Genomic DNA, 22,497 nt, shown 5'->3' with positions numbered 1-22,497 from the left:
CTTATTTCTTTGACAACTTTATAACAGCACTCGTACTTTCCCCATTCTTATCTTTCAGCTTGATGTTAAATGAATTATTTTTATCCATCAAGCCCATAAACGGAGATATGTCAAACTTCAAATTACCTTTTTCACCTTTGGAGGGCACAGTCAGAGTCTTATTCATTCCAGACAAAATACCGTTGACTTCAGCAATAGAAGCAGCATCCAGCAAATCCAATGACAGATTAATATCAGAACCTATCGATACATCCACATCCAAACCTGCCAAACCGGTAGGAAGATACAAGTTAATAACAACTTTAGAGCTACTTGTCACCGTCTGCGTTTTACCTAAATCAAATGACTTGCCATTCAACGTTCCAGTAATCGCGATCTTCTTTTGAACATCGTCATCCCCTTTATTATCATCGCCACCATTATTATCATCACCTCCATTATCAGGCTTATCCGATTCTTCAAAATGAGACGGTACTTCAATGATATAATCCTTCTCGATCAAAGACACATCGACTTTGAGAACAGGTCCATTCACAGGGACATCCGGTACATTGGAATCATCACCGTCATCGGGATCGTCCGGATCATCAGGTTCTTCCGGTTCTTCCGAATCGTCACCACCTCCTCCATGATCAGGATCACCATCCGGCACAGTCGGAACTGTACCCAATTCGATCAGTACGTTGTTATGATTCAATATCTGATCATCTTTCGAAAAGTCATGCGAATACGTATGTACGGTATTATCGTGCGTAGTAGCATACATAGTAAAACGTAATGTTCCTGTATTCTTCAAGTAAGCAATGCGGGCTTCATCTTTCTTGAGTGTCAGCACACCGACACCATTATCGATAACGATGGAATAATCGTCTTTAAACTGTGAATAAAACTCGTCCGAGCAGGCAAACTGCACTTTTTTATTCTGAAGGCGACATTGAGCAACCACCTTTGCCACCTCTTTTTCAGTAACCTTACAAACCGTATCACCTGCATAATAAGGAGAGTTGAAACCGGCATTCAGGTCCGATCCCATAACTGCCCGAACGGAATATGTACCGACAGGCAACAACAAACCGCCTTCATCTCTCATAGCGGCATACGATTCATAATATTTTACCGTTTCACCCAAGCTATCGGCAATGGTAATAGAGAAGTTATCCGGATTCAACAAATCCTCTTCCCCATCATCATCCCCTTTTGTATTAGGAGCTTTCGCTTCTTTCTCTGCCTTTACTTCCACATCCAGCATACCCACATTTTCATATGAGGGCGTTTCTTTATCCGAATCTTTTCCTCCCAACAGGTCTTTCTTCATTTCACATGAAAAAAGAAAAGGAAGAAGAAACAAAACAATTGTAAGTATACGTATGTATTTCATTTTATTCCTGATCAATAAGCGTTACTGTTCGTAAGGATAGTTTTTCAGGGGTTTCACCTGCATCCAGATTAATGATATAATATTCGCCTAACTTCGGAGAAGTAGCCGGATTATTATCATCATTCTTTACACGATAAGTACGTTCGGGATACCATTTATCATCACCCAAACGGACTTTTACCTTTACCACTAATTCATCGCAAGCGTCTATGAAATAACCTACATCCGTCTTTTCTTTCGAGAACGTCCAGTCGGCTACTCCGTTAGAGACTTTCACTTCGTAATTATAGTTATTCGGCTGTCCTTCCAGCTTCTTTTTAAATTGTTCGGAGAGAACCAGTTCAACACCGATACTCTGAAACGTACATTTCAAAGCCACATTAGTCGTTGTCTTTTCTTCAATAACAAACTCCTGCTGCTCTACAAAATAAGGCTTGTCGGAAACTTTCGTTTCTCCCAATTTATAGGAACTGGCAATCGCTGAATAATCTCCACAAGGAAGAATCAACGGAAGACCGGCAGCCTTCATATCAGCGAAAGTATCGAACTCTTTCACTGCCGCACCATTCTCATCCAGGATTCCAACATAAAAATTATCTGCCTCTATATCGGTAAAGTCCGCACTCTTCGTAATCACTGGAATAGTGATCTGCGTAGGAGTGTTATTCTTTAAACTCAATCCACCTGTACCATCGACATAAGACGATTGATTCATTTCCGCACCCTCACCGCAGGATGTAAAAGCGGTGAAGAGAGGGAATAGTAAGGTGTATAATAATATCTTTTTCATATTTTGATTATTCGTATATTAGTTCGACGTTGTCAATATATAAATTACTGCCTGTGTACTCGCCGTTGCTGACATTTTGGGCATTAGGTTTCACTGGAAAATCTGAGACTCCATAATCACCAGCTTGACCTGAGACAAAACGTATAAACATAGTTCCTGCTTTCGCTGCACCTTGCTTATAATCCAAATAGACAACTTGTCTCTTCCAATCGCTAGTAACTTCCGAAGAAGTAAACGTTTTTACAACAATATCATTCTCCTTTTCATCTTTAACTACGATCTCTGCAGTAAATGTATCACTGGACTTCATTAGATTTTCATATTTGTAATAAAATGCAAAACCTGTAGGACGAGAAGTAAAAGGTATACCATATTGTGCACCTCCATTGTAAGAACCCAGAAATAATTCACCAGGCGTACTTTTTGCAACAGATGCTGCAACTTCCCATACATTAAATAAATCAAAAGCAGCTCCAGAGCCTACTCCCCAACCTACCGTACGAATAAGAGCTGCCTTACCAGAAAAACCTGCATCTGACTTTATTGTTCCTGAATTTGCCACATAACGTGTCCACGTTTTATCACCAGTAGCATCTTTGAGTTTTATTTGACTATTCTTAAAACCTCCTTCAACTGTTGTTGTTTTGTTGAGAGTATTCCAATCTGAAGATACATCAGTTGTCCCCAATTGCCAAATTTCCCAACAACGATAAGGTAAATCTGGAGGACTTACGCCATTAGCTATATCTCTAATTGTAAACACTATTTCCTTATTATATCCTGGTAATATTGCATCTGCTCCCTCGTTATATCCATCCGAATCAATACTCCAATCCTCCAACGGATCAATTAACTTGCCATTACTGAATCCTTGCATCTTTTCTGTCGTCAAATCTTTACTATCAGTAAAACGCTCATAAGAAGAATTCAAATTATAAACTGCCCTAACTGAATATAACGATGAAGCTTCCAAGCCTTTCAATGTATCTACATACTGAACAAATCCGTCAACAACATCTCCGTCAGGTTTCAATCCAGATGACGTAACTGATAACCAACTCGAACTAACCGATTTATATTGGAAACTCAAATGCTTCACATTTGCTTGTTCTGCCAATTTTGCTCTCAAAATAATACGTTTAGCAAACGCATCATTCTCCGTCGTTTCTAATGCAAACTCTGGTGCATGTACCGTTACTATTTTTGTCAATTTATCTTCTTTACTCTTCTTATCTTTCAAATAGAACGTAAACGTATAATCCTTACTACCTGTTTCCGGAGCTTTTAATAGAGTTGTAAAAGATTTAGGGAAAGTAAGTATAGCATTTGCATTATTTGTAATCTCTGTTTCTACACCCAAAGCTTGCTTTAATGCTTCTCTTCCAGCCTCTGACATAAAGGCATATTCAACATTTGATGTTCCATCATTCACAACTACCTTTGTTTGTTCTTCATCAATCAAGCCGGTAGCAGTAAATGACAAGTTCCAATCAGCCGCCAGTTCATCCCCCTCTACTATTTCATACTGCGTATCAGAAGATTCTGCCATAATCTGCGGAGCCTCAGCCGGCAATACTTTTGCATCAAAAGTTATGACATTCGATTCTTTAGCCTTTCCGGTAGCATCTGTTCCATAAATCTTATAATGGTAAATATATGTGTCTTTATCAGAAGAAGGCAAACTGTTCAGACCTTCTTTCAAATAAAGCACACTCGCTTTCTTCTTGGACATATTGACATCGGTTTCTTCGCCTACTGTCCAGGTATAATGGTTTTCCTTGGCTGCTTTTACTCCTGCATCAGTAGCAAGATTATACATCGTTGCATCCTCTTCATCTTCTCCATCCTTCCAATATTTGATATTCAGAGAACCTATACCACCTGCCATATTTATCCCGATATAAGGATTCTTATCAAACAGACCTGATCGAAACTCAAACACATCACAATCGACAAACTCTGTAGCCGTCAGCGTCGGCTCCTTAAACGGCTTCCACATAAAATCCGGAATCTCCGTCGTCATCGTCACTTCCTCCATCGTATCATCCAATACAATATCCAGTCCGATTCCATCCAGTGCTTCTCCATCCGTCTTGAACACCAGGCGGACATTTTGTCGGCGTTCCAGCTTCAGTGCAGTCGGTACGTAATATGTTTTCTCCGTCTCTTCAGTTATTTTCTTCAGTTTGATACCGATAGCGATATTCGTTCCGTCCTTGTCCACCTGCATATATGCCGGACGCGTTTCGCCTTTGACAATCTCTAAATCGGCAGTTGTATACGAAGAACTCAGCAAAACGGTATAATCGGAATATGCTTCCTTAAAATCATCGGTATATTCAGCCGTGATCCGTGCATTCCCCAATGTCGCCGTCACCTCCAGCGGTGTACTCATCCCCTCTTTTACGGTAAACGCCGTACTCCCCTCAAAATAAGGATTCTCAAATGCAGCGGGAAGGTTATTGCCTTTGGAGGCTACTATTGTGTAGGCACCTTCGGGGAGTTCGATCTCGGAAGGCATTTTGTCGAAGCGGTCGTATGATTTTACTGTGTCTTTGTCGGTGACGATACGGATCTGGTAATCCTCTACGGTCAGGAATTTCTCAAACTCATCCGAAACAACCTTTGTCAGATTCGAGTTCACTCCTTTCTTCAGGGAGGTTGTATCAGCAGTCAAACTTAAACGGAGCTTTCCCGAATGACCGGAAGAACCGTCTTTCTGGTCATCACAAGCAAACGAACCTATTATTAATACAGATATACATGCAAATAATGCCATAGTTCTTGCAGAACCATGTCTTTTCTTTATTTCCATCCCTCTCATCTACCTATTTTATGGTTATTTGTTCAACCTTATTTAATACTAGCTATTTATACGCACTTTTAACCGGATGCAAAGTAACATTGAAATCCAAGATCCCGCAAGGTCTATTTATGCGATTATGTGTCCTTTTTTTTAGATATGAGCCAAATCGCATTCACCTATTTAGTTATTTATATGTTAAATCAGTGGAGAAAGAGGCATGCCAAGGTGTTCTATTTATAAGAATACAGTTCAGCCTTTGAAAAATAATACATACATTTGCAAAGAGAAAAACAGAGAGAGATGAACACAAATATACCCAAGGAGCTACCCAAGTTAGACATTCCGGAAGACTGGATTGTGGGGACGGATATCAGCAAGGAAATACTAAGTCTGTATACGAATTTCCCTTGCCGGTTAAAGGCCGGTATCTTTGTGCTTTGTATGCAGGGAGAAATTGAGGCTTCGATCGATACGACCGGCTACCAAGTCAAAGCAAACGACTTAGTGATTATCCTCCCCGGCAGTATCCTCCAGATACACAAGGCGGAAGGCGACTTGAAGATCTATTTTATCGGCTATTCATCACAATTTATCACCTATGCCAATATCGTTAAACCGACTCTCGATATCTTTTACACAATAAAGACTAACCCGGTGATTTCACTGAAAGAAGAGATCGCCCAACTCTTCAGCGAACATTTTGCACTCCTAGCAAAGACCTATCTGACCTACTATGGAAAGATCAACAAGGAAATTATTAAACACATGCTCTTCACACTGGTTCACGGGCTGGGAGAACTATATAAGGATATCAAAATAACAAAAACTATCACAGGGAAAAGCGAAAGAATAGCAAACGACTTCTCAAAACTCGTCATGCAACATTACGCAACAGAGCGCAATGTCGCTTTCTATGCCAACGAGTTAGGTATCACACAAGCCCACCTGAGCACGACTGTCCGCCAGGTCACCGGAAAGACTTGCCTGGAGATCATCGCCTCGATGGTTATCATGGATGCCAAAGCACAATTGAAGTCGACAAACACCAGCATTCAAAATATTGCCTACTCGCTGAATTTTACGAATATGTCTTTCTTCGGAAAATACTTCAAACGACATGTCGGCGTAGGGCCACTGGAGTATAGAAACAGCTGAAGTTCTGCAAGAACTCACTCCTTTTTGTTTTTTTGACGGAATTGCATTCATGCATTCACCATAGAGCATATAACATTCACAGACAATAATTTACAACATGAATGCACCTCGAAAAAATGCATTCATGCATGGGTTCATTATGCCTTCATCCGAAAGTTATTCCGGGCCGATATTCGACTCGATTACCAAAGGGCCCGTTTCAGGTTCATCCTTACTGACCGGACGGGTATAGATCGACATATGACGCGTGCCACCTTCTTCGAGCGTGCCTTCTGCCACAAAACCGGCCAGCTCTTTCCGGGCCGTATAATCCGAGCAACCGTTCAGGCTGCGGTATTTGAGAACGGTGATGTAAGGATGCCGATCCATGTACCATTGCAGGCGACGGTATTTTTCTTCGTCGCTGAAAGTACGGCATTTCTCCTCCCTGATACGGGAGAGAGGCATCGTTTTCAATCTGTCTTTCAAGGATTGGCAACAACGGAAATTCACATTCTTGAAGTGCACCGACTCGCTACGCAGCTCCTTCTTATCCATCACCGGACGCGACTTGAGCGAAACGCTGAAAAAGCCCAACCCCTCGATCTCCACATTATTTCCTCCCCGCAGGTTTTCCGCTACCAGATCGGTTATCAATTTCAAAGCACCCGAAATATCCGCTTCCGAAAAGGTGGAACGATCTTTCCCATACCGCATCAATTCTCTGATACTATACGTTTTATACGGGATGAGACGCGGATGGAGCAGCTTCTTCCCACTACTTCCATTCGGATCCGGATTTTCTTCCATTCTGTATCTGGCTTCCATACTACTACTATTTACAGGTTAACCCACTAGATATTATTGTTTATGTCGGCACTTCTTATTCTTTCGACAGTTGACAAAAGATTATTCGACTATTGTCAAAAGATTATTTGCCAGCTGTCGAAAGATCTTTTGCCTGTTGGCGAACGAATAAGAAGTCGGCATCTAAGATATAAAAAGTAAGCATATAAACCATAAAATACAACGACTTATTTCTTAGACACGGACAGAGCAAATAGTGGGTAAGTATCGGCCGAAATGCTTTTAAAACAAGCACATAGGTATGTATATTTGCCTCAGAACATCTAAAAAAACATGTTATATGGAAGCTACTATCTACAAAACAACCGGCAAGAAAATGAAAAAGATCGCGTTAACCGCCTTGTTGGAGGGGATGCGTACGGAGCAAAAACAGATTCCGGTAACTGCTTTCCGCAGCAGTCTGGATTATTGCATGCCGGATAGTCAGCCGACCTATGCGGAGAAACTTCCGGTGGCCATTTTCAGCGGCGTTTACCGGGAGGCATCCGACAGTGCAGCCATCCGGAAGTACAACGGTATCATCCTGGTAGAAATAAATGGGCTGGCAAGTCGCCCGGAAGCGGCCGGATTACGGAAGCAAGCGACGGAAATGTTGCAAACAATGGCAGCGATTATCGGTTCAAGCGGCAAAAGCGTAAAAATACTGACTCGTTTCACGCTGCCCGACGGTTCATTACCGCAAGAAGAAGAGTTAATCCGCTTATTTCATGCCCATGCGTATCGCCGGGCTGCCATTTTCTATGGGGAACAATTACAGAGGAGCATTACCCCGACCTCGCCGTTGCCATCGAAAGGGATGCGCTACACGCTCGATCCCGACCTTTATTACAATCCTGACGCGCTCGCTATCCGTATGCCGCAGCCACAGCAGGAACCGGACGAATCTGCAATGAAGGAAAAGCCGGAAAACAAGCCCGATCCGCTCCACCGCCTGATGCCGGGATACGAACGTTATCAGGTTATCGCCCGCCTGTATAATGTGGCACTCAAAAACACGTTGCACACAACACCTGTTCCCGATGCAAAGGCCGACAAGCAACCGTTTCTGGTGAATCTGGGCGAACATTGCTTCCGGTGCGGGATACCGGAAGAGGATGCCGTACGTTGGACGTTGCTGCATACGGGGTTGCGGGGGTTCGAACCGGAGTTGAGGGATACCTTGCGCACTTGTTATCTGCTGGGGAAGAATTTCGGCAATAGGCCGGGATTGTCGAACGGACAGATCCTGATGGCACAACTGGACGACTTCATGCACCGCCGCTATGAATTCCGCCGCAACAAACTGAAAGGGGGGATGGAATACAGAGAGCAGTGTTCGTTCTGTTTCCATTTCCACCCGGTCACCGACGAAGTGGTCAACACGATCAGCATACAGGCTCAGAAAGAAGGGATAGAATTATGGGACAGGGATGTGAAACGGTTTATCTACTCTACACGAACACCGCATTTCAATCCGTTGGAGGCTTATCTCGGCAATCTGCCGGAATGGGATCGAACAGACAGGATACGCGCGCTTGCCGGTACGCTGCCTACCCGAAACGAGAACTGGTGGGACCGGTTTTATGTCTGGTTTCTGGGAATGGTGGCCCAATGGAGACAGATGAACCGGATGCACGGAAACAGTGTGGTACCGCTACTGGTAGGCCCGCAGGGATGCGGCAAATCAACCTGGGCACGGGCTATTCTTCCACCGGAGCTACGCGAATATTATGCCGAAAGCCTCGACTTCAGCAGTAAGAGAGAGGCGGAACTGGCGTTGGGACGCTTTGCATTGATTAACCTGGATGAGTTTGACTCGATCAATAGCAACCAGCAGGCTTTCCTGAAACATTTGTTGCAAAAGCCGGAAGTGAAAATACGTCGTCCTTACGGGCAAAGTATCTGTACGCAACAACGTTACGGCACTTTCATCGCTACCTGCAACAACACCGATCTGCTGACCGACCCGACCGGCAGCCGCCGTTTTATCTGTATAGAAATGGACGGACAGATCGACAACCGGCAATCCATCTGCTACGAGCAGTTATATGCACAGGCGATGGCGGCATTGAATAATGGCGAACGCTATTGGTTTACGCATGAGGAAGAGATCCGTATCATGCAGGACAACCGGAGTTTCCAGCAGTCGACACCGGAGGAGCAGTTTTTCTTCCAGTACTATCGCCAGCCGGAGGAAGACGAAGAAGGTCTATGGCTTTCGGCCACTGAAATCCTGCTCGATATACAAAAGCAGAGCGGCATGCATATCAGCAAAACAAACATGGCCATCTTCGGACGTATTCTGCAAAAGAACGGGATTGCTAAAAAACATACCGCAAAAGGGAATATATGGTACGTAATGAAGGCATAAATAAATGATATTTAGCTGATTAAATTTACCGGCTAAAACAGTCATAATTTCTACAGCCCCCAGCTCTCCCTGTCCAGGTTCCGGTAATTGATAGCCTCCGCCAGATGGCAAGCTTCGATCTTTTCGGAAGCATCCAGGTCGGCGATGGTACGGGAGACTTTAAGGATACGGTCGTAGGCACGGGCGGAAAGGCTCAGGCGCTGCATGGCTGCTTTAAGAAGAGCCAGACCGGCAGCATCGGGAACGGCATAGGTATGCAGAAGCTGGGTATTCATCTGGGCATTGCAATAGATGCCTTCATGACCGGCAAAGCGTTTCTCCTGAACGGCACGTGCTTTGATGACCCGCTCACGGACATCGACGCTCGGTTCGGAAGGGCGTTGCTCGGAAATCTTTTCAAAAGGGACAGGCACGATCTCTACCTGTATATCTATCCGGTCCAGCAGCGGGCCCGAGACGCGGTTCATATACTTCTGCACTGCTCCCGGAGGGCAAAGACAAGGACGATCGGGGTGGTTGTAATATCCGCAAGGACACGGGTTCATGGAAGCCACCAGCATAAAGCTGGCCGGATAATCGACCGAGAAACGGGCACGTGAAACAGTGATCTTCCGATCTTCTAATGGTTGGCGCATGACTTCAAGGACACTTCGGTTGAACTCCGGCAACTCATCCAGGAAAAGCACGCCGTTATGCGCTAGGCTGACTTCTCCCGGCTGCGGGTAAGCACCACCACCCACCATTGCCACATTCGAAATGGTATGATGCGGGGAACGGAACGGGCGTTGCACCATCAGGGAGGTCTCCACCCCTATCTTACCGGCAACGGAATGGATCTTCGTCGTCTCAAGCGATTCATGTAAAGTGAACGGGGGAAGAATCGTCGACAGCCGTTTCGCCAGCATCGACTTACCGCTACCCGGAGGGCCGATCATGATCAGGTTATGACCGCCTGCCGCAGCTACTTCCAACGCACGCTTTACATTCTCCTGTCCCCGCACATCGGAGAAGTCGAATTCAAACTGTTGCTGACGGGCGTAAAACTCTTCCCGCGTATTAACGACAGTAGGCTGCAAATCACGTTTACCCGCAATAAATTCGATCACCTCTTTGATATTCTCGGCTCCATACACATCCAGGTCGTTGACCACAGCCGCCTCACGGGCATTCTGCTTCGGCAGGATAAATCCTTTAAAGCCCTCTTCCCTCGCCTTGATCGCTATGGGGAGAACCCCTTTCACCGGTTGAAGGCTACCGTCCAACGACAGTTCCCCCATCAATAGAAAGCGCTCCAGTCGTGAAGCATCCAACTCCTCGGCCGCCGCCAATATGGCAATAGCCAACGGCAGGTCGTACGACGAACCTTCCTTACGGATATCGGCCGGCGCCATATTAACAACGATACGGTTACGGGGAAATTTATATCCGCTTACCTGGAGAGCAGAGATAATGCGTTCGTGACTCTCGCGTACAGCGACATCGGGAAGGCCTACCAGAAAGAACTGGATACCTTTTGTACAATTCACCTCAATGGTTACGATGGTTGCAGAAATGCCCTGCACGGCAGCAGCATAAGATTTTACTAACATAATTAAAAGGTTTTGATTGGAAATTTAAATTCGTTTATCTTATCATTCTACCAGTTTTTCCAGTGTTTGTTCTATTTCCAGACCATTGTCCGTCTTCAGGATGATCTTACCTTCTTCATCGATCAGGAAACAACGGGGAAGTGCATTTACATTATACAGATCGACCAGCATAGTGGCTTGGCCTGCAGAGTCGGTCACCAGGTTCCAGTCAATACTGTCTTTTGCCAATAGCTTACGGACCTCCTGGGGATCATCATCCAGGCTGACCAACAGCATTTCGACTTTCTCTTTCGGATATTTCACCGCTACCTTATCCAAAAACAGATCTTCTGTCTGGCACATATCGCACCACGGAGCTGTAAAAGCCAATAACAGATAACGTTTCGGGAAAGAGTCCAGACTTACGGTATGACCATAAATATTCTTTACATTAAATCCCGGAGCCTCTGCACCCAGCGAGGTACGCTGCGCTTTGGCACTGTATTCCTGTAGTTTACGGATCAAATAAAAATCGTTCAACTTAGGACTCAACACCGCCAGCAGTTCATCCATCTTACGGGTATCGTCCGGGTTCATAAAGAAATACTGCAACAGAACCACGGAGGCTTCTTCATCGGGATGTTCCTGAATATAGGCCTGTGCACGTTCGCTCAGCGAATGACTTACATTCGTCAGGCGGGAAGGAAGATCCGTCTCTTCAATCGTATTCGTATGACTGCTCTTATTATTCAGGATATTGACCAGGTCGGCCTGTTCTTTCAATAAAGGAGCAACCCCTTTACGGAAATTTGTCAACCGGTCGTTGATACGTCCACCTTTCACCTGTAACAATGAAGGATAAAGAGCGTCACCGGTAATGGTCACTTTCTCACCGGGTATCAGGTAAGCAGTGGTCCAGCGTTTCTTATGATCGAAGAAGATAGTAACAGTATTGAAGTCGCCTTCACTCCGTTTTAAGGAGAACTGTCCGGGTTTTTCGCAGGTAATGGTATCGACTACTTTATAACTGTCATTCTCGAAAACGGCATATAGCGTCTCATCTTCCAGATTAGACAACTTGCCTTCAATCCGGTAAGGAACGTCCCCGCCACATGATGACAAGAACAATGCGACTCCGAAAAACAGTAATAAACGTTTAATCATTATACCTTAATAACCCCACATTAACAGATAATTTGCGGTAAAGATAGCAATAGAATTTAAATTACGCTAACATTTATGATAAAATTAATTCAGATATACAAAAAAAACTGCAGGATCAATATTTTACAAGTACAAGATCCTGCAGTTATAATTAAATCGGGTTAGAAAAGTTACAACTATGACTTCCAACTATCAATAGCCCGGATTTTGTTTAATCGCAGGCGTCGCATCTATCACACTCTGAGGTATCGCCCATAAATAATTCTTAGCCGGATCGAACAAACGAACTTCTACTTTAATCCGCTCATCACCCAGGCTTAAAGCTCCGGTTGCAGGATCCACAGTTCCCAGCAAAGCACCATATACTTGGCCCGGCATCACTTCTTCACCTATCTTCCAACGGCAGATATCAAACCAACGAAGCCCTTCCAACGCCAATTCGACACGACGTTCGCGACGTACCAGTTCGCGCATCTTAACCTGGTTATTGTAAATTGATCTATCCACCTCTGGCATTCCCGCACGTGTTCTAATCGCATTCAAAGCTTCATACACAGAAGCATCGATCTGGTTCAGCTCTATTTTCGATTCGGCATACATCAACAACACTTCGGCATAACGCATAACAATCGCATTCATACCGGTATTCCACATATCTGCATAGTCAGACAGGTTATCGATATATTTACGAGTATGATAACCTGTTTTGGAACGGCCGTAAGGAGCATAATAATCACCGGTAGGATCTTTTATATCAATCGGATTGAAATAACTTCCTTCATACAAACATCCCGGGTAGATCAGAGATGCAGCCAGACGAGGATCACGGTCTTTATAGGGATCCTTGGGATTATAGCCAGGCGACTCATTAATCGTTTTTCCGTCTATACACTCGTAAGCATCAGCCAAAGCCTGTGTCGGGTTAATAGAAGACCATCCTCCAAGTGATGCAGGAGGCATAACCCCTAAGATAGCATTCTTTGCCAGATTCTCTACATACTGAACATCCATGATCACCTCTTCGTTATTTACATTTGCAATCTTGAATAAGCCTTTATAATCAGGAAACAGGGAATATCCGAGTTTCATGATCTGGTCACAGGTACTTGCACAAGCAGCATAATCACCGGAGAATATTTCCATACGGGCTTTCAATGTCAGAGCAGCTCCTTTTGTGACCCGACCGATATCACCGCCTGTATATTTTTCCGGTAATAGGGAGGCAATAGCCGTTAGTTCATCCAGGATAAACTTTTCGACTTCAGCTTTTGGGGTACGCGGCAAATTCGAATTCGAAATATCCAATACCTCTGTTACCAAAGGTACATCGCCATAGAGAGTCACTTTCAGAAAATAATGCCAGGCTCTCAGGAAACGCACTTCGGCAGTCAAACGGGAACGCGTCTCTTCCGACATGGTCGGACGATCAATATTGGCCAGGAAATTGTTACAACGGACAATCTTATCATACTTCATGTAGTTCTGTCCAAAATCATTCGCAGTAGCATAACCAGTAGCCTGAACCTGCCAGTTTTCCCAAGGGAAAGGGTTGTACGAATTATCTGAAGCACAATCAAAGTAAATCACTTCATCCATACTATACCATCCCTCGTAGCAACCGGTCGCTGCGGCCAATGCATCTTTTTCTGTATTCCAAAATGTTTCATTAGAAGGCTGATCCAACGGATTTCTATCTAAAAAATCACTACTACAAGAAGTTATAAAAAGTAGTAGGACGGCATATAAACTATATTTTTTCATGACATTTCTATTTAAAAGGTTATATTTAATCCGAATGTGTTTACTTTAACCTGAGGATAATAGCCACGGGCACCGACAGGGGCTTCCGGGTCAAATCCATCGCTAAAGCCGGTAAAGGTCAGCAAATTCTGTCCGCTATAGTAAACACGCACTCTTGGAACACGGATAAAGTCACAAATGCTTTTAGGTAATGTATAGCCAATCTGAATATTCTTCATTCGCAAATAAGAGGAATTAATAATCCAGAAGTCAGAAGGGTTAGTCTCCGAATCATTCTGTCTCCAGGTTGTTAATGGGCGTGGGAATTTTCCATTCGGATTGGTTTCCGCATCCCAACTGTCGAGGAACAGGGCTGTCGGTTTCGCCGTAGTACCCTGCAAACGACCAACCGTTTCATTCTGAAGGAAACCCTTTACATCTGCCGCTCCCTGAAAGAAAACAGAAGCATCGAATCCTTTCCACGTTGCGCCAAGATTCAAACCAAATGTCCAGGAAGGATCCCAGCTACCGAGGTAAACACGGTCTTCGCCATCAATTTTACCATCTTTATTCTGATCCTTATATTTCAAATCGCCCAAACCGGCCTGTTCGCGGTTGATTACAGCGCTATTAGCCAGATCGGTTTCGTCGGTAAAGATGCCGAGTACTTCGTAACCGCCAAAAGCATTAATAGGAAGACCTTCCTGTTTAAATTTATAGCCATCCCATATTTTAGCTCCGTCGTTATGCAGGTTCGTTACTTCGTTCTTATTGTAGGCCACATTAGCGGTTGCATTGAAGGTGAAGTCTTTAGCAGATATTTTATATCCCAGTTGCATTTCAATACCTTTATTTGTCACTTCGCCCGCATTCTGATAAGGAGCTTCCAAGCCATAGAGTGTACTAACCGGCAGTTTCATCAGGATATCGTATGTTTTCTTCCAGTAAGCATCGACATTTAAAGTAAACATATTCTGAAAGAATCCCATATCCAAACCGATATTGGTAGTCTTGGAGGTTTCCCATCTCAAACCATTGTTCGCTCCATCAACCGGTGCCACGCCCTGGTTTACTTTTCCGCCAAACGCATAGTTCTTCTGAGACAATACTGATTGATATGGATAGAATTCGATAGATTTCCGGTTATCAGTCCCCAATTGCTGGTTACCTAATTTACCCCATCCGCCTCTGATCTTCAGGTCAGATAATATATCGCGCGTACCTTCCATGAAAGGCTCGTTAATAATACGCCATGCTACGGAGAAAGAAGGAAACGTACCCCAACGAGCATCCTGATTGATACGTGATGTCCCATCCCGGCGGATATTGGCTTCAAATAAGTATTTGTTGTCATAATCATACGTCACACGCCCGAAAAAAGAACGAAGAGCATATTCATTGGCCGACCCTTCGGCTGTTTGCCCATCCGGTGAACCAGCATTCAGCTCCCACAGGTCGTTGTTCAGGAAGTTGATACGCTTACCGATTGTCCAATCTCTGCGGCTGTATTCCTGTGAAAAACCCGCTAAAGCACCAACGGTATGCTTGCCGAATGTATTATTATAGGTCAGTAAAGTTTGCAGGTTGAGCATCATATAATCTTCCCGTTCGTCAGTTTGGCTGTTCGGCCCCTGGTATTGGGAAGGTTCTCCGGTTTTCCAGTTGTAATATTGAATATCCTTCAAGAACTTTTCATCAGACTTTCCGGTGTGTTCATAACCAATAATTTCCTGTACCTTTAATCCTTTTATGATCTCATACCCAATATTTCCCACAGCACGTGTAGTATGATACTTCTCATTACGAATCGAACCGGCATCCATCCACGCGAGCGGGCTTCCATCCGGAATATAGCCATAGTAACCATTTGAATACTTATAGGGGACAAACGGTGCAATACGGTTTATCTGGCGGAATATCTGATACATATCTCCGGTCCAAGGATTTACGGGCTCGTTCGTATCTCCAAAAGTGTAAGAGAAGTTTACACCGGCAGAGAATTTATTGATCTGCGTATTGATATTCCCTCTTAAGTTATAACGTTTGAAATCGGCATTATCGATAATACCGTCTTGTCCCAGATAACCTAAAGAAAACATGTAGGTCGTAGTTTCACTTCCCCCGCTTACTTCTGCCCTATGGCTATGCTGGAAACCTTTATCTTTGTAAAAAAGCCCCAACCAATCGGTATTCGGATAATTGTCAGGATCGCTTCCATCCCGGAATTTCCCGATCTCCTCTGCCGTATAAGCCGGATTTTTACCTTCATTAATCAGAGCTTGATTATATAGACTGGCATATTCATGAGAAGGTAAGTACTCAGGTAAAGACGTTGGTGATTGCCAACCCACATAGCCATCGTATTTCAGGGTCGCAGCCTTTTTACTACCCTTCTTGGTCGTAATCAGAACAACACCATTAGCAGCACGCGAGCCGTAGATAGCGGCAGATGCCGCATCTTTCAAAACAGAAAGACTTTCGATATCGTTCGGATCGATATCATTAATCGTCGATACGACCAGTCCGTCTACAACATACATCGGATTTGAATTATTCAAGGTCCCGACACCACGAATACGGATAGAAGAATTATCCTTACCGGGCTGTCCGCTGTTTTGTACTACGGTAACCCCCGGAAGCATGCCTTGTAATGCTGTAGATGCATTTGTTACCGGCCTGTTCGCCAATGACTCCGAATTAATGGCAGCTACAGCTCCCGTCATATTGACTTTTTTCTGAACGCCATAACCTACAACAATTACTTCATCCAAATTCTGAGTATCTTCTACTAAAACTATCTGAAAAGAGTTTTTACTTCCTACCGCTATTTCCTGGCTGATATATCCAATATAAGATATAGAGAGTTTAGCATTTGCAGGAACTTCCAATTCAAATTTTCCGTCCATATCAGTAATAGTTCCATTCGTTGTTCCTTTTACTGAAACATTAGCCCCGATAATAGGGATTCCCTCTTTATCTACAACGGACCCTGTTACCTTAGAGTCATTGATAATGGACATTTTCATTATATCAGATTCCCCCTCTGATATCGTTTCTCCTAAGACAGATGTACTTCCTACACACAAGATACCTGTTCCTACAAGCAGGCATCTAAAATAATTTATACCATTTGCTTTATTCATAATAATGGAATTTAATAATTAACAATAATTAATACAACAACACTGAATAAGATCAGCTCTTTAATTTCAATGATTTCAAAGCTTTCTCCATTTTCTTAAAGCTCCTTTTGCACATAAACATTTTAGCTTAAAACAGATTTATCAATACATTAAAATACAGGAATTTACAGCAAAAAACAGGGCTTTAGGAGTGACTAAAAAAAACGTTCCTTTTTCTTAGTCATTTTGAATTGTTAAATTTTAATATTCTATAGAAAGGAAAGTATGGCGTTTAGATTGGAGTATTTTTCTAATAGCAAGCAGTTTAACTTAAGTAAAGGAGGGCTTGAAAAATCTCTATAAAGACAACATGGGTATCAATGAAAATGACTAAGAAAAAGGAACGTTTTTTCTAGTCATTTTCATTGACACCCTTTATCGTTGGCAAAGTAAAAAATAATAAATAATACAGAAAATAGACAATCAATACATATACATGGATAATATTATGATTACTTTCCCCCAAAAAGCATTAATGTTATGCCCTTAAACGATATATAAAAATACGGACATTCCTCCAATCTTTTTATTTCATTTCTTACTCAATAGAAGTCTAGTTGGAATAAAAAAGAAAAAGAATAGTACAAAACGGCACTTATATATACAAAAAGAGGATATGTCATACGACACATCCTCTTTTCGATAGCTTTATTCTTAACCGTTGATAAAAATTTATCTTCGGCAGGGAAATTACAATTTCGGACCAGCAGCAACCAAAGCTTTACCTGCTTCGTTACCAGTGAACTTAGCGAAGTTCTTCTGGAAGCGACCAGCCAAATCTTTAGCTTTTTCGTCCCACTGAGCAGCGTCAGCGTAAGTGTCGCGAGGATCAAGGATCTTCGGATCAACACCCGGAAGAGCTGTAGGAACAACGAAGTCGAAGTAAGGAATAACCTTAGTCGGAGCTTTGTCGATAGAACCATCCAGGATAGCATCGATGATACCTCTTGTATCTTTGATAGAGATACGTTTGCCGCTACCGTTCCAACCTGTGTTAACCAAATAAGCCTTAGCACCAGTCATTTCCATCTTCTTAACCAGTTCCTGACCGTATTTAGTCGGGTGCAATGACAAGAAAGCAGCACCGAAACAAGCTGAGAATGTAGGAGTCGGTTCAGTGATACCACGTTCTGTACCAGCCAACTTAGCTGTGAAACCAGACAGGAAGTAGTACTGAGTCTGTTCCGGATTCAGGATAGATACCGGAGGCAATACACCGAATGCGTCAGCAGACAGGAAGATAACCTGTTTTGCGTGCGGGCCTTTAGAAACCGGTTTAACGATGTTTTCGATATGATAGATAGGATAAGAAACGCGAGTGTTTTCTGTAACAGACTTGTCAGAGAAGTCGATAGCGCCGTTAGCGTCTACTGTACAGTTTTCCAACAGAGCGTCACGTTTGATAGCGTTCCAGATATCCGGTTCGTTTTCCTGGCTCAAGTTGATAGTCTTAGCATAGCAACCACCTTCGAAGTTGAATACACCGTCGTTATCCCATCCGTGTTCGTCATCACCGATCAACAAACGTTTCGGGTCAGTTGACAAAGTAGTCTTACCTGTACCTGACAAGCCGAAGAAGATAGCCGAGCTCTTGCCTTCTTTGTCTGTGTTAGCAGAACAGTGCATAGAAGCCATACCCTGCAGAGGCAACAGATAGTTCATGTAAGAGAACATACCTTTCTTCATTTCACCACCGTACCAAGTATTCAGGATAACCTGGATCTTTTCAGTCAGGTTGAATACAACAGCAGTTTCAGAGTTCAAGCCAAGTTCTTTATAGTTTTCAACTTTAGCTTTAGAAGCATTCATGATAACGAAATCAGGTTCACCGAAGTTAGCCAGTTCTTCAGCAGAAGGACGGATGAACATGTTTGTTACGAAATGAGCCTGCCATGCTACTTCCATGATGAAACGCAGTTTCAGACGGCTGTTTTCGTTTGCGCCACAGAATGCGTCAACAACGAACAATCTTTTGTTAGAAAGTTCTTTTGTAGCTAATTCTTTACAAGCCTTCCAGCATTTTTCGTCTACTGGTTTGTTATCATTTTTATATTCTTCAGATGTCCACCATACAGTGTTTTCGCTGGTAGCATCCTTTACAAAGAATTTGTCTTTAGGAGAACGTCCTGTATAAACGCCAGTCATAACGTTTACAGCACCCATATCAGTTACCTGACCTTTTTCGAAACCTTCCAAACCTGGTTTTGTTTCTTCTGCGAACAGAACTTCATAAGACGGATTGTGTACAATTTCTGTCACACCTGTGATTCCGTACTTGCTTAAATCTAAATTAGCCATTCTTGATAATAATTTAAATGATTGACTTTATATAACTTTTCTCTCTCTCGAATTTAAAATAACAGGGCTCTAATACCTACTTGTAACTTGCTGCTACGCCGCCTTGTTAAGACCGGTACAAAAGTAATATTTTTTTTTATAGCTGATACTCTATTAAGGAAATTTTTCAGTAATAATTGCTCTTTTCCATGCAATTAACAAATACACTAGTCTATTTGCAAAGCAGACCTTACAATTAGGAATAAAAATGTCAGACCCAGTGTTCAACCACAAAAAAAGAGGGACGATTTAACAACCGGCCCCTCTCTATATTACTTTTCCATTTGCATGTTATTTCACTTCCCAAATCTCACCTTGCATCAAGAAATCTTTCAGTTTACGGGTAGGATTTTTGGCTTGCACTTCTTCGATCTGCTGATGAACGGCCTGATCGTATACGGGAGCATCCACATCGCGGATAACACCCAGAGCAATAGGCATATCGTCTTTCATCATGGCCAGCATCATGTGAAGGGTCGTATCTTTTTCATGTGCATCATGAACCAAGATATCGTCCAGTGTATAACCATCTTCACCGATTGTCACAACTTTCAGTTTCAGGCCATCCAGAACAATTCCTTTGTTACCGTCTTTTCCGAAAATCATTTTTTCGCCATGACGCAGGAAGATAGTACGGTCTGCACGGAATTCCTTATCGACAATGCTCTTATGGATACCGTCATTAAAGATAACGCAGTTTACGAGCACTTCCGTTACGGAAGCTCCTTTATGGCGGGCAGAAGCAGCCAAGACTTCTGTTGTATTTTTCAGGTCTACGTCGATCACACGGGCAAAGAAGTTTCCACGTGCACCCAAAGCCAGTTCAGCCGGGATAAACGGATCTTCTACTGTACCGTAGGGAGAACTCTTTGATACGAAACCACGTTCGGATGTCGGAGAATATTGCCCTTTGGTCAGGCCATAGATTTTATTATTGAAAAGTACAATATTCAAATCGATATTACGACGTACGGCATGGATAAAATGGTTACCACCAATAGCCAGACAGTCGCCATCACCTGTAATCAGCCATACACTCAGGTCGGGACGCGCGGTTTTTACACCTGTTGCAATAGCTGCACCACGCCCGTGGATAGTATGGAAACCATAGGTATTCATATAATAAGGTAAACGGGAAGAACACCCGATACCAGAGATAACGGCCATATTGTGAGGAGCCACTCCTACTTCAGCCATTGCTTTGTGTAAGCAGTTCAATACGGCATGGTCTCCACAACCCGGACACCAACGAACATACTGGTCGCTCTTATAATCTTTCGGTTCGAATTTTATATCTGTCATTTTTTAAGCCTCCAATATTTTAGTGAATTCCTCAACTAATCTCGCAACAACGAAAGGCTGTCCCTTTACGCGATTGAATTTATACGGATTAAATCCGGGTACTTTAGCACGCAGGTAGTTTGCAAACTGTCCGTTATTCTGTTCGGCAACCACAGCTTTCTTGAACTTGGAAAGTACTTCAATTGTATTCTTCGGCAGCGGGCTGATAAATTTAAAGTGAGCCATTGCGACTTTCTTTCCTTGTTTCTGCATGGTTTCCATCGCTTCATACAAGTGGCCGTAAGTTCCACCCCAGCCAATCAACAGCAGGTCGGCATCAGGATCACCGATCACTTCCAGTTCAGGGATATAGTCGGCAATCTTGTCGATCTTAGCCTGACGGGTGGAAACCATCTTCTGGTGGTTGATCGGATCAGTCGAGATAGCACTTGTCTCATAGTCTTTTTCCAGACCACCCAGACGGTGTGCAAACCCTTCCATACCCGGGATAGCCCAGTAACGAACCAAGCTTTCCTTATCGCGGCGGTAGGCTTTCCATACCTTTTCTTCTGTATAGTTAGATACGTAATTCGGTTTGATTTCCGGATACTTATCCAGGTCAGGCAACTTCCAGGCAGACGAACCGTTTGCAATGAAAGCATCTGTCAACAGGATAACCGGAGTCATATGCTCAACAGCCAGTTTAGCAGCCCAGAAAGCAGCATCGAAACAGTCTGTCGGAGTTGAAGCGGCAATAACAACCAGCGGGCTTTCACCGTTACGTCCGTGAAGAGCCTGCATCAGGTCGGTCTGCTCACTCTTGGTAGGCATACCGGTTGAAGGACCACCACGTTGCACGTCGATAATAACCAAAGGTATTTCAGCTATTACAGCCAGACCGATCGCTTCACTCTTCAGGGCCAGCCCCGGTCCGGAAGTAGATGTAGCAGCCAAGCTACCGGCAAAACTAGCACCGATAGCCGTACAGATACCGGCAATTTCGTCTTCTGCCTGTACGGTAACAACCCCCAGGTCTTTACGTTTTGACAATTCATGCAAGATGTCCGTTGCCGGAGTAATAGGATAGCTTCCCAGGAATAATTGAAGGCCAGACTTTTCTGCAGCAGCGATCAGCCCGTAAGAAGTAGCCTTGTTTCCATTTACATCGGTATAGAAACCCGGTGCTGCCTTTTCGCTTTCGATACGATAGGTGGAAACTGATGCGTGGATATTGTGTCCGTAATTATAACCATCGGTCAACACTTTGATATTAGCTTTCGCGATAGCCGGTTTTTTGGCAAACTTATTTTGAAGCATATTCATCGCCTCTTCCAGAGGGCGGTCGAACAACCAGCAAACAAGTCCTAATGCGAACATATTCTTACAACGAAGAGCAGACTTATTATCCAGGCCAAATTCAGCCAGACCGTCTTTCACCATTGTCGAGATCGGAGCGGCTACAACCTGCACACCACCCAAACCTAATTCTTTAAAAGGATCGTCTGTAGTAAACAATGCTTTGTCGAGATCCGACTTCTTGAAAGAGTCGGTATCGATGATAACAATCGAGTTCTGTTTGATATTCTTTACATTCACTTTTAGCGCGGCCGGGTTCATTGCCACCAATACATCCGCCTTATCGCCTGGAGTGAAGATTTTACGTGATCCCAGATGAACCTGAAATCCTGATACACCACTAAGTGTTCCTTGTGGAGCACGAATTTCTGCCGGGTAGTCGGGAAACGTAGAGATCTCATTTCCGAGGATAGCCGACAGATTTGAAAAGATTGTTCCGGTCAACTGCATACCGTCTCCGGAGTCCCCGGAGAAACGAACTACAACCTGTTCCAAAGTTGTTACTTTTGTCTGTTCTGCCATAATTACTTATATTAGCTTTAAT

Annotated in this window: 13 protein-coding genes; 2 read left to right on the top strand and 11 right to left on the bottom strand. The window is 43.5% G+C overall.

The genetic code is table 11. The features are described from left to right. Position 1 precedes the first annotated feature (1 nt). The 3 genes from M1P97_RS19020 to M1P97_RS19010 form a co-directional block, all read right to left on the bottom strand. Complete coding sequence (locus M1P97_RS19020; RefSeq protein WP_249389893.1) at positions 2-1,315, bottom strand: DUF4493 domain-containing protein; 1,314 nt, start codon at positions 1,313-1,315, stop codon at positions 2-4. Positions 1,316-1,379: 64 nt separating this feature from the next. Then, the gene (locus M1P97_RS19015) at positions 1,380-2,168 is read right to left on the bottom strand and encodes a DUF4493 domain-containing protein (RefSeq protein WP_249389892.1); all 789 of its coding nucleotides are present in this window, start codon (positions 2,166-2,168) and stop codon (positions 1,380-1,382) included. A 7-nt stretch (positions 2,169-2,175) separates the two neighbouring features. Next, complete coding sequence (locus M1P97_RS19010; RefSeq protein ID WP_249389891.1) at positions 2,176-4,992, bottom strand: DUF4493 domain-containing protein; 2,817 nt, start codon at positions 4,990-4,992, stop codon at positions 2,176-2,178. Positions 4,993-5,286: 294 nt separating this feature from the next. On the opposite strand from M1P97_RS19010, the gene M1P97_RS19005 reads away from it, so the two are divergent. Further along, positions 5,287-6,129, top strand: coding sequence for a helix-turn-helix domain-containing protein (locus M1P97_RS19005; protein WP_249389938.1), 843 nt, complete (start codon positions 5,287-5,289; stop codon positions 6,127-6,129). Between the two features lie 156 nt (positions 6,130-6,285). On the opposite strand, the gene M1P97_RS19000 is transcribed toward M1P97_RS19005, so the two are convergent. Beyond that, entirely contained in the window at positions 6,286-6,936 is a 651-nt protein-coding gene (locus tag M1P97_RS19000; RefSeq protein WP_249389890.1) for an HU family DNA-binding protein, read from the bottom strand. Positions 6,937-7,255: 319 nt separating this feature from the next. On the opposite strand from M1P97_RS19000, the gene M1P97_RS18995 reads away from it, so the two are divergent. Continuing rightward, complete coding sequence (locus tag M1P97_RS18995; protein ID WP_249389889.1) at positions 7,256-9,325, top strand: VapE domain-containing protein; 2,070 nt, start codon at positions 7,256-7,258, stop codon at positions 9,323-9,325. 50 nt (positions 9,326-9,375) lie between these two features. Here M1P97_RS18995 and M1P97_RS18990 read toward each other — a convergent pair whose 3' ends face one another. The 7 genes from M1P97_RS18990 to M1P97_RS18960 all read right to left on the bottom strand — a co-directional run bounded on the left by M1P97_RS18990 (position 9,376) and on the right by M1P97_RS18960 (position 22,475). Then, positions 9,376-10,914 carry a YifB family Mg chelatase-like AAA ATPase gene (locus M1P97_RS18990; protein ID WP_249389888.1) on the bottom strand — a complete coding sequence of 513 codons (1,539 nt, stop codon included), beginning with the start codon at positions 10,912-10,914 and terminating at the stop codon, positions 9,376-9,378. 42 nt (positions 10,915-10,956) lie between these two features. Beyond that, positions 10,957-12,057, bottom strand: a complete 1,101-nt coding sequence (locus tag M1P97_RS18985) for a TlpA disulfide reductase family protein (protein WP_249389887.1) — start codon at positions 12,055-12,057, stop codon at positions 10,957-10,959. A gap of 192 nt (positions 12,058-12,249) precedes the next feature. Next, positions 12,250-13,818, bottom strand: coding sequence for a RagB/SusD family nutrient uptake outer membrane protein (locus M1P97_RS18980; protein WP_195374819.1), 1,569 nt, complete (start codon positions 13,816-13,818; stop codon positions 12,250-12,252). Between the two features lie 11 nt (positions 13,819-13,829). Continuing rightward, the gene (locus tag M1P97_RS18975; protein WP_249389886.1) at positions 13,830-16,940 is read right to left on the bottom strand and encodes a SusC/RagA family TonB-linked outer membrane protein; all 3,111 of its coding nucleotides are present in this window, start codon (positions 16,938-16,940) and stop codon (positions 13,830-13,832) included. Between the two features lie 729 nt (positions 16,941-17,669). Then, positions 17,670-19,277: a phosphoenolpyruvate carboxykinase (ATP) gene (pckA, locus tag M1P97_RS18970; RefSeq protein WP_195374817.1), complete on the bottom strand. Its 1,608-nt coding sequence runs from the start codon at positions 19,275-19,277 to the stop codon at positions 17,670-17,672. A gap of 330 nt (positions 19,278-19,607) precedes the next feature. Continuing rightward, the gene (locus M1P97_RS18965) at positions 19,608-20,618 is read right to left on the bottom strand and encodes a 2-oxoacid:ferredoxin oxidoreductase subunit beta (protein WP_129730520.1); all 1,011 of its coding nucleotides are present in this window, start codon (positions 20,616-20,618) and stop codon (positions 19,608-19,610) included. A gap of 3 nt (positions 20,619-20,621) precedes the next feature. Beyond that, on the bottom strand, positions 20,622-22,475 hold the full coding sequence (locus M1P97_RS18960) for a 2-oxoacid:acceptor oxidoreductase subunit alpha (RefSeq protein WP_195374816.1): 1,854 nt from the start codon (positions 22,473-22,475) through the stop codon (positions 20,622-20,624). Positions 22,476-22,497 lie beyond the last annotated feature (22 nt).

The organism is Parabacteroides leei, from assembly GCF_023369805.1.
Taxonomy (GTDB): domain Bacteria; phylum Bacteroidota; class Bacteroidia; order Bacteroidales; family Tannerellaceae; genus Parabacteroides; species Parabacteroides leei.
Note: the sequence above shows the minus strand (reverse complement) of the source record. Positions and strands in the feature narration are given on the sequence as shown.

Coding starts and splice junctions, on each gene's coding strand:
- M1P97_RS18990 (WP_249389888.1), bottom strand. CDS start 10,914: ATGTTAGTAAAATCTTATGCTGCTGCCGTGCAGGGCATTTCTGCAACC.
- pckA (WP_195374817.1), bottom strand. CDS start 19,277: ATGGCTAATTTAGATTTAAGCAAGTACGGAATCACAGGTGTGACAGAA.
- M1P97_RS18985 (WP_249389887.1), bottom strand. CDS start 12,057: ATGATTAAACGTTTATTACTGTTTTTCGGAGTCGCATTGTTCTTGTCA.
- M1P97_RS18995 (WP_249389889.1), top strand. CDS start 7,256: ATGGAAGCTACTATCTACAAAACAACCGGCAAGAAAATGAAAAAGATC.
- M1P97_RS19000 (WP_249389890.1), bottom strand. CDS start 6,936: ATGGAAGCCAGATACAGAATGGAAGAAAATCCGGATCCGAATGGAAGT.
- M1P97_RS19010 (WP_249389891.1), bottom strand. CDS start 4,992: ATGAGAGGGATGGAAATAAAGAAAAGACATGGTTCTGCAAGAACTATG.
- M1P97_RS19015 (WP_249389892.1), bottom strand. CDS start 2,168: ATGAAAAAGATATTATTATACACCTTACTATTCCCTCTCTTCACCGCT.
- M1P97_RS18960 (WP_195374816.1), bottom strand. CDS start 22,475: ATGGCAGAACAGACAAAAGTAACAACTTTGGAACAGGTTGTAGTTCGT.
- M1P97_RS19020 (WP_249389893.1), bottom strand. CDS start 1,315: ATGAAGAAAGACCTGTTGGGAGGAAAAGATTCGGATAAAGAAACGCCC.
- M1P97_RS18980 (WP_195374819.1), bottom strand. CDS start 13,818: ATGAAAAAATATAGTTTATATGCCGTCCTACTACTTTTTATAACTTCT.
- M1P97_RS18975 (WP_249389886.1), bottom strand. CDS start 16,940: ATGAATAAAGCAAATGGTATAAATTATTTTAGATGCCTGCTTGTAGGA.
- M1P97_RS18965 (WP_129730520.1), bottom strand. CDS start 20,618: ATGACAGATATAAAATTCGAACCGAAAGATTATAAGAGCGACCAGTAT.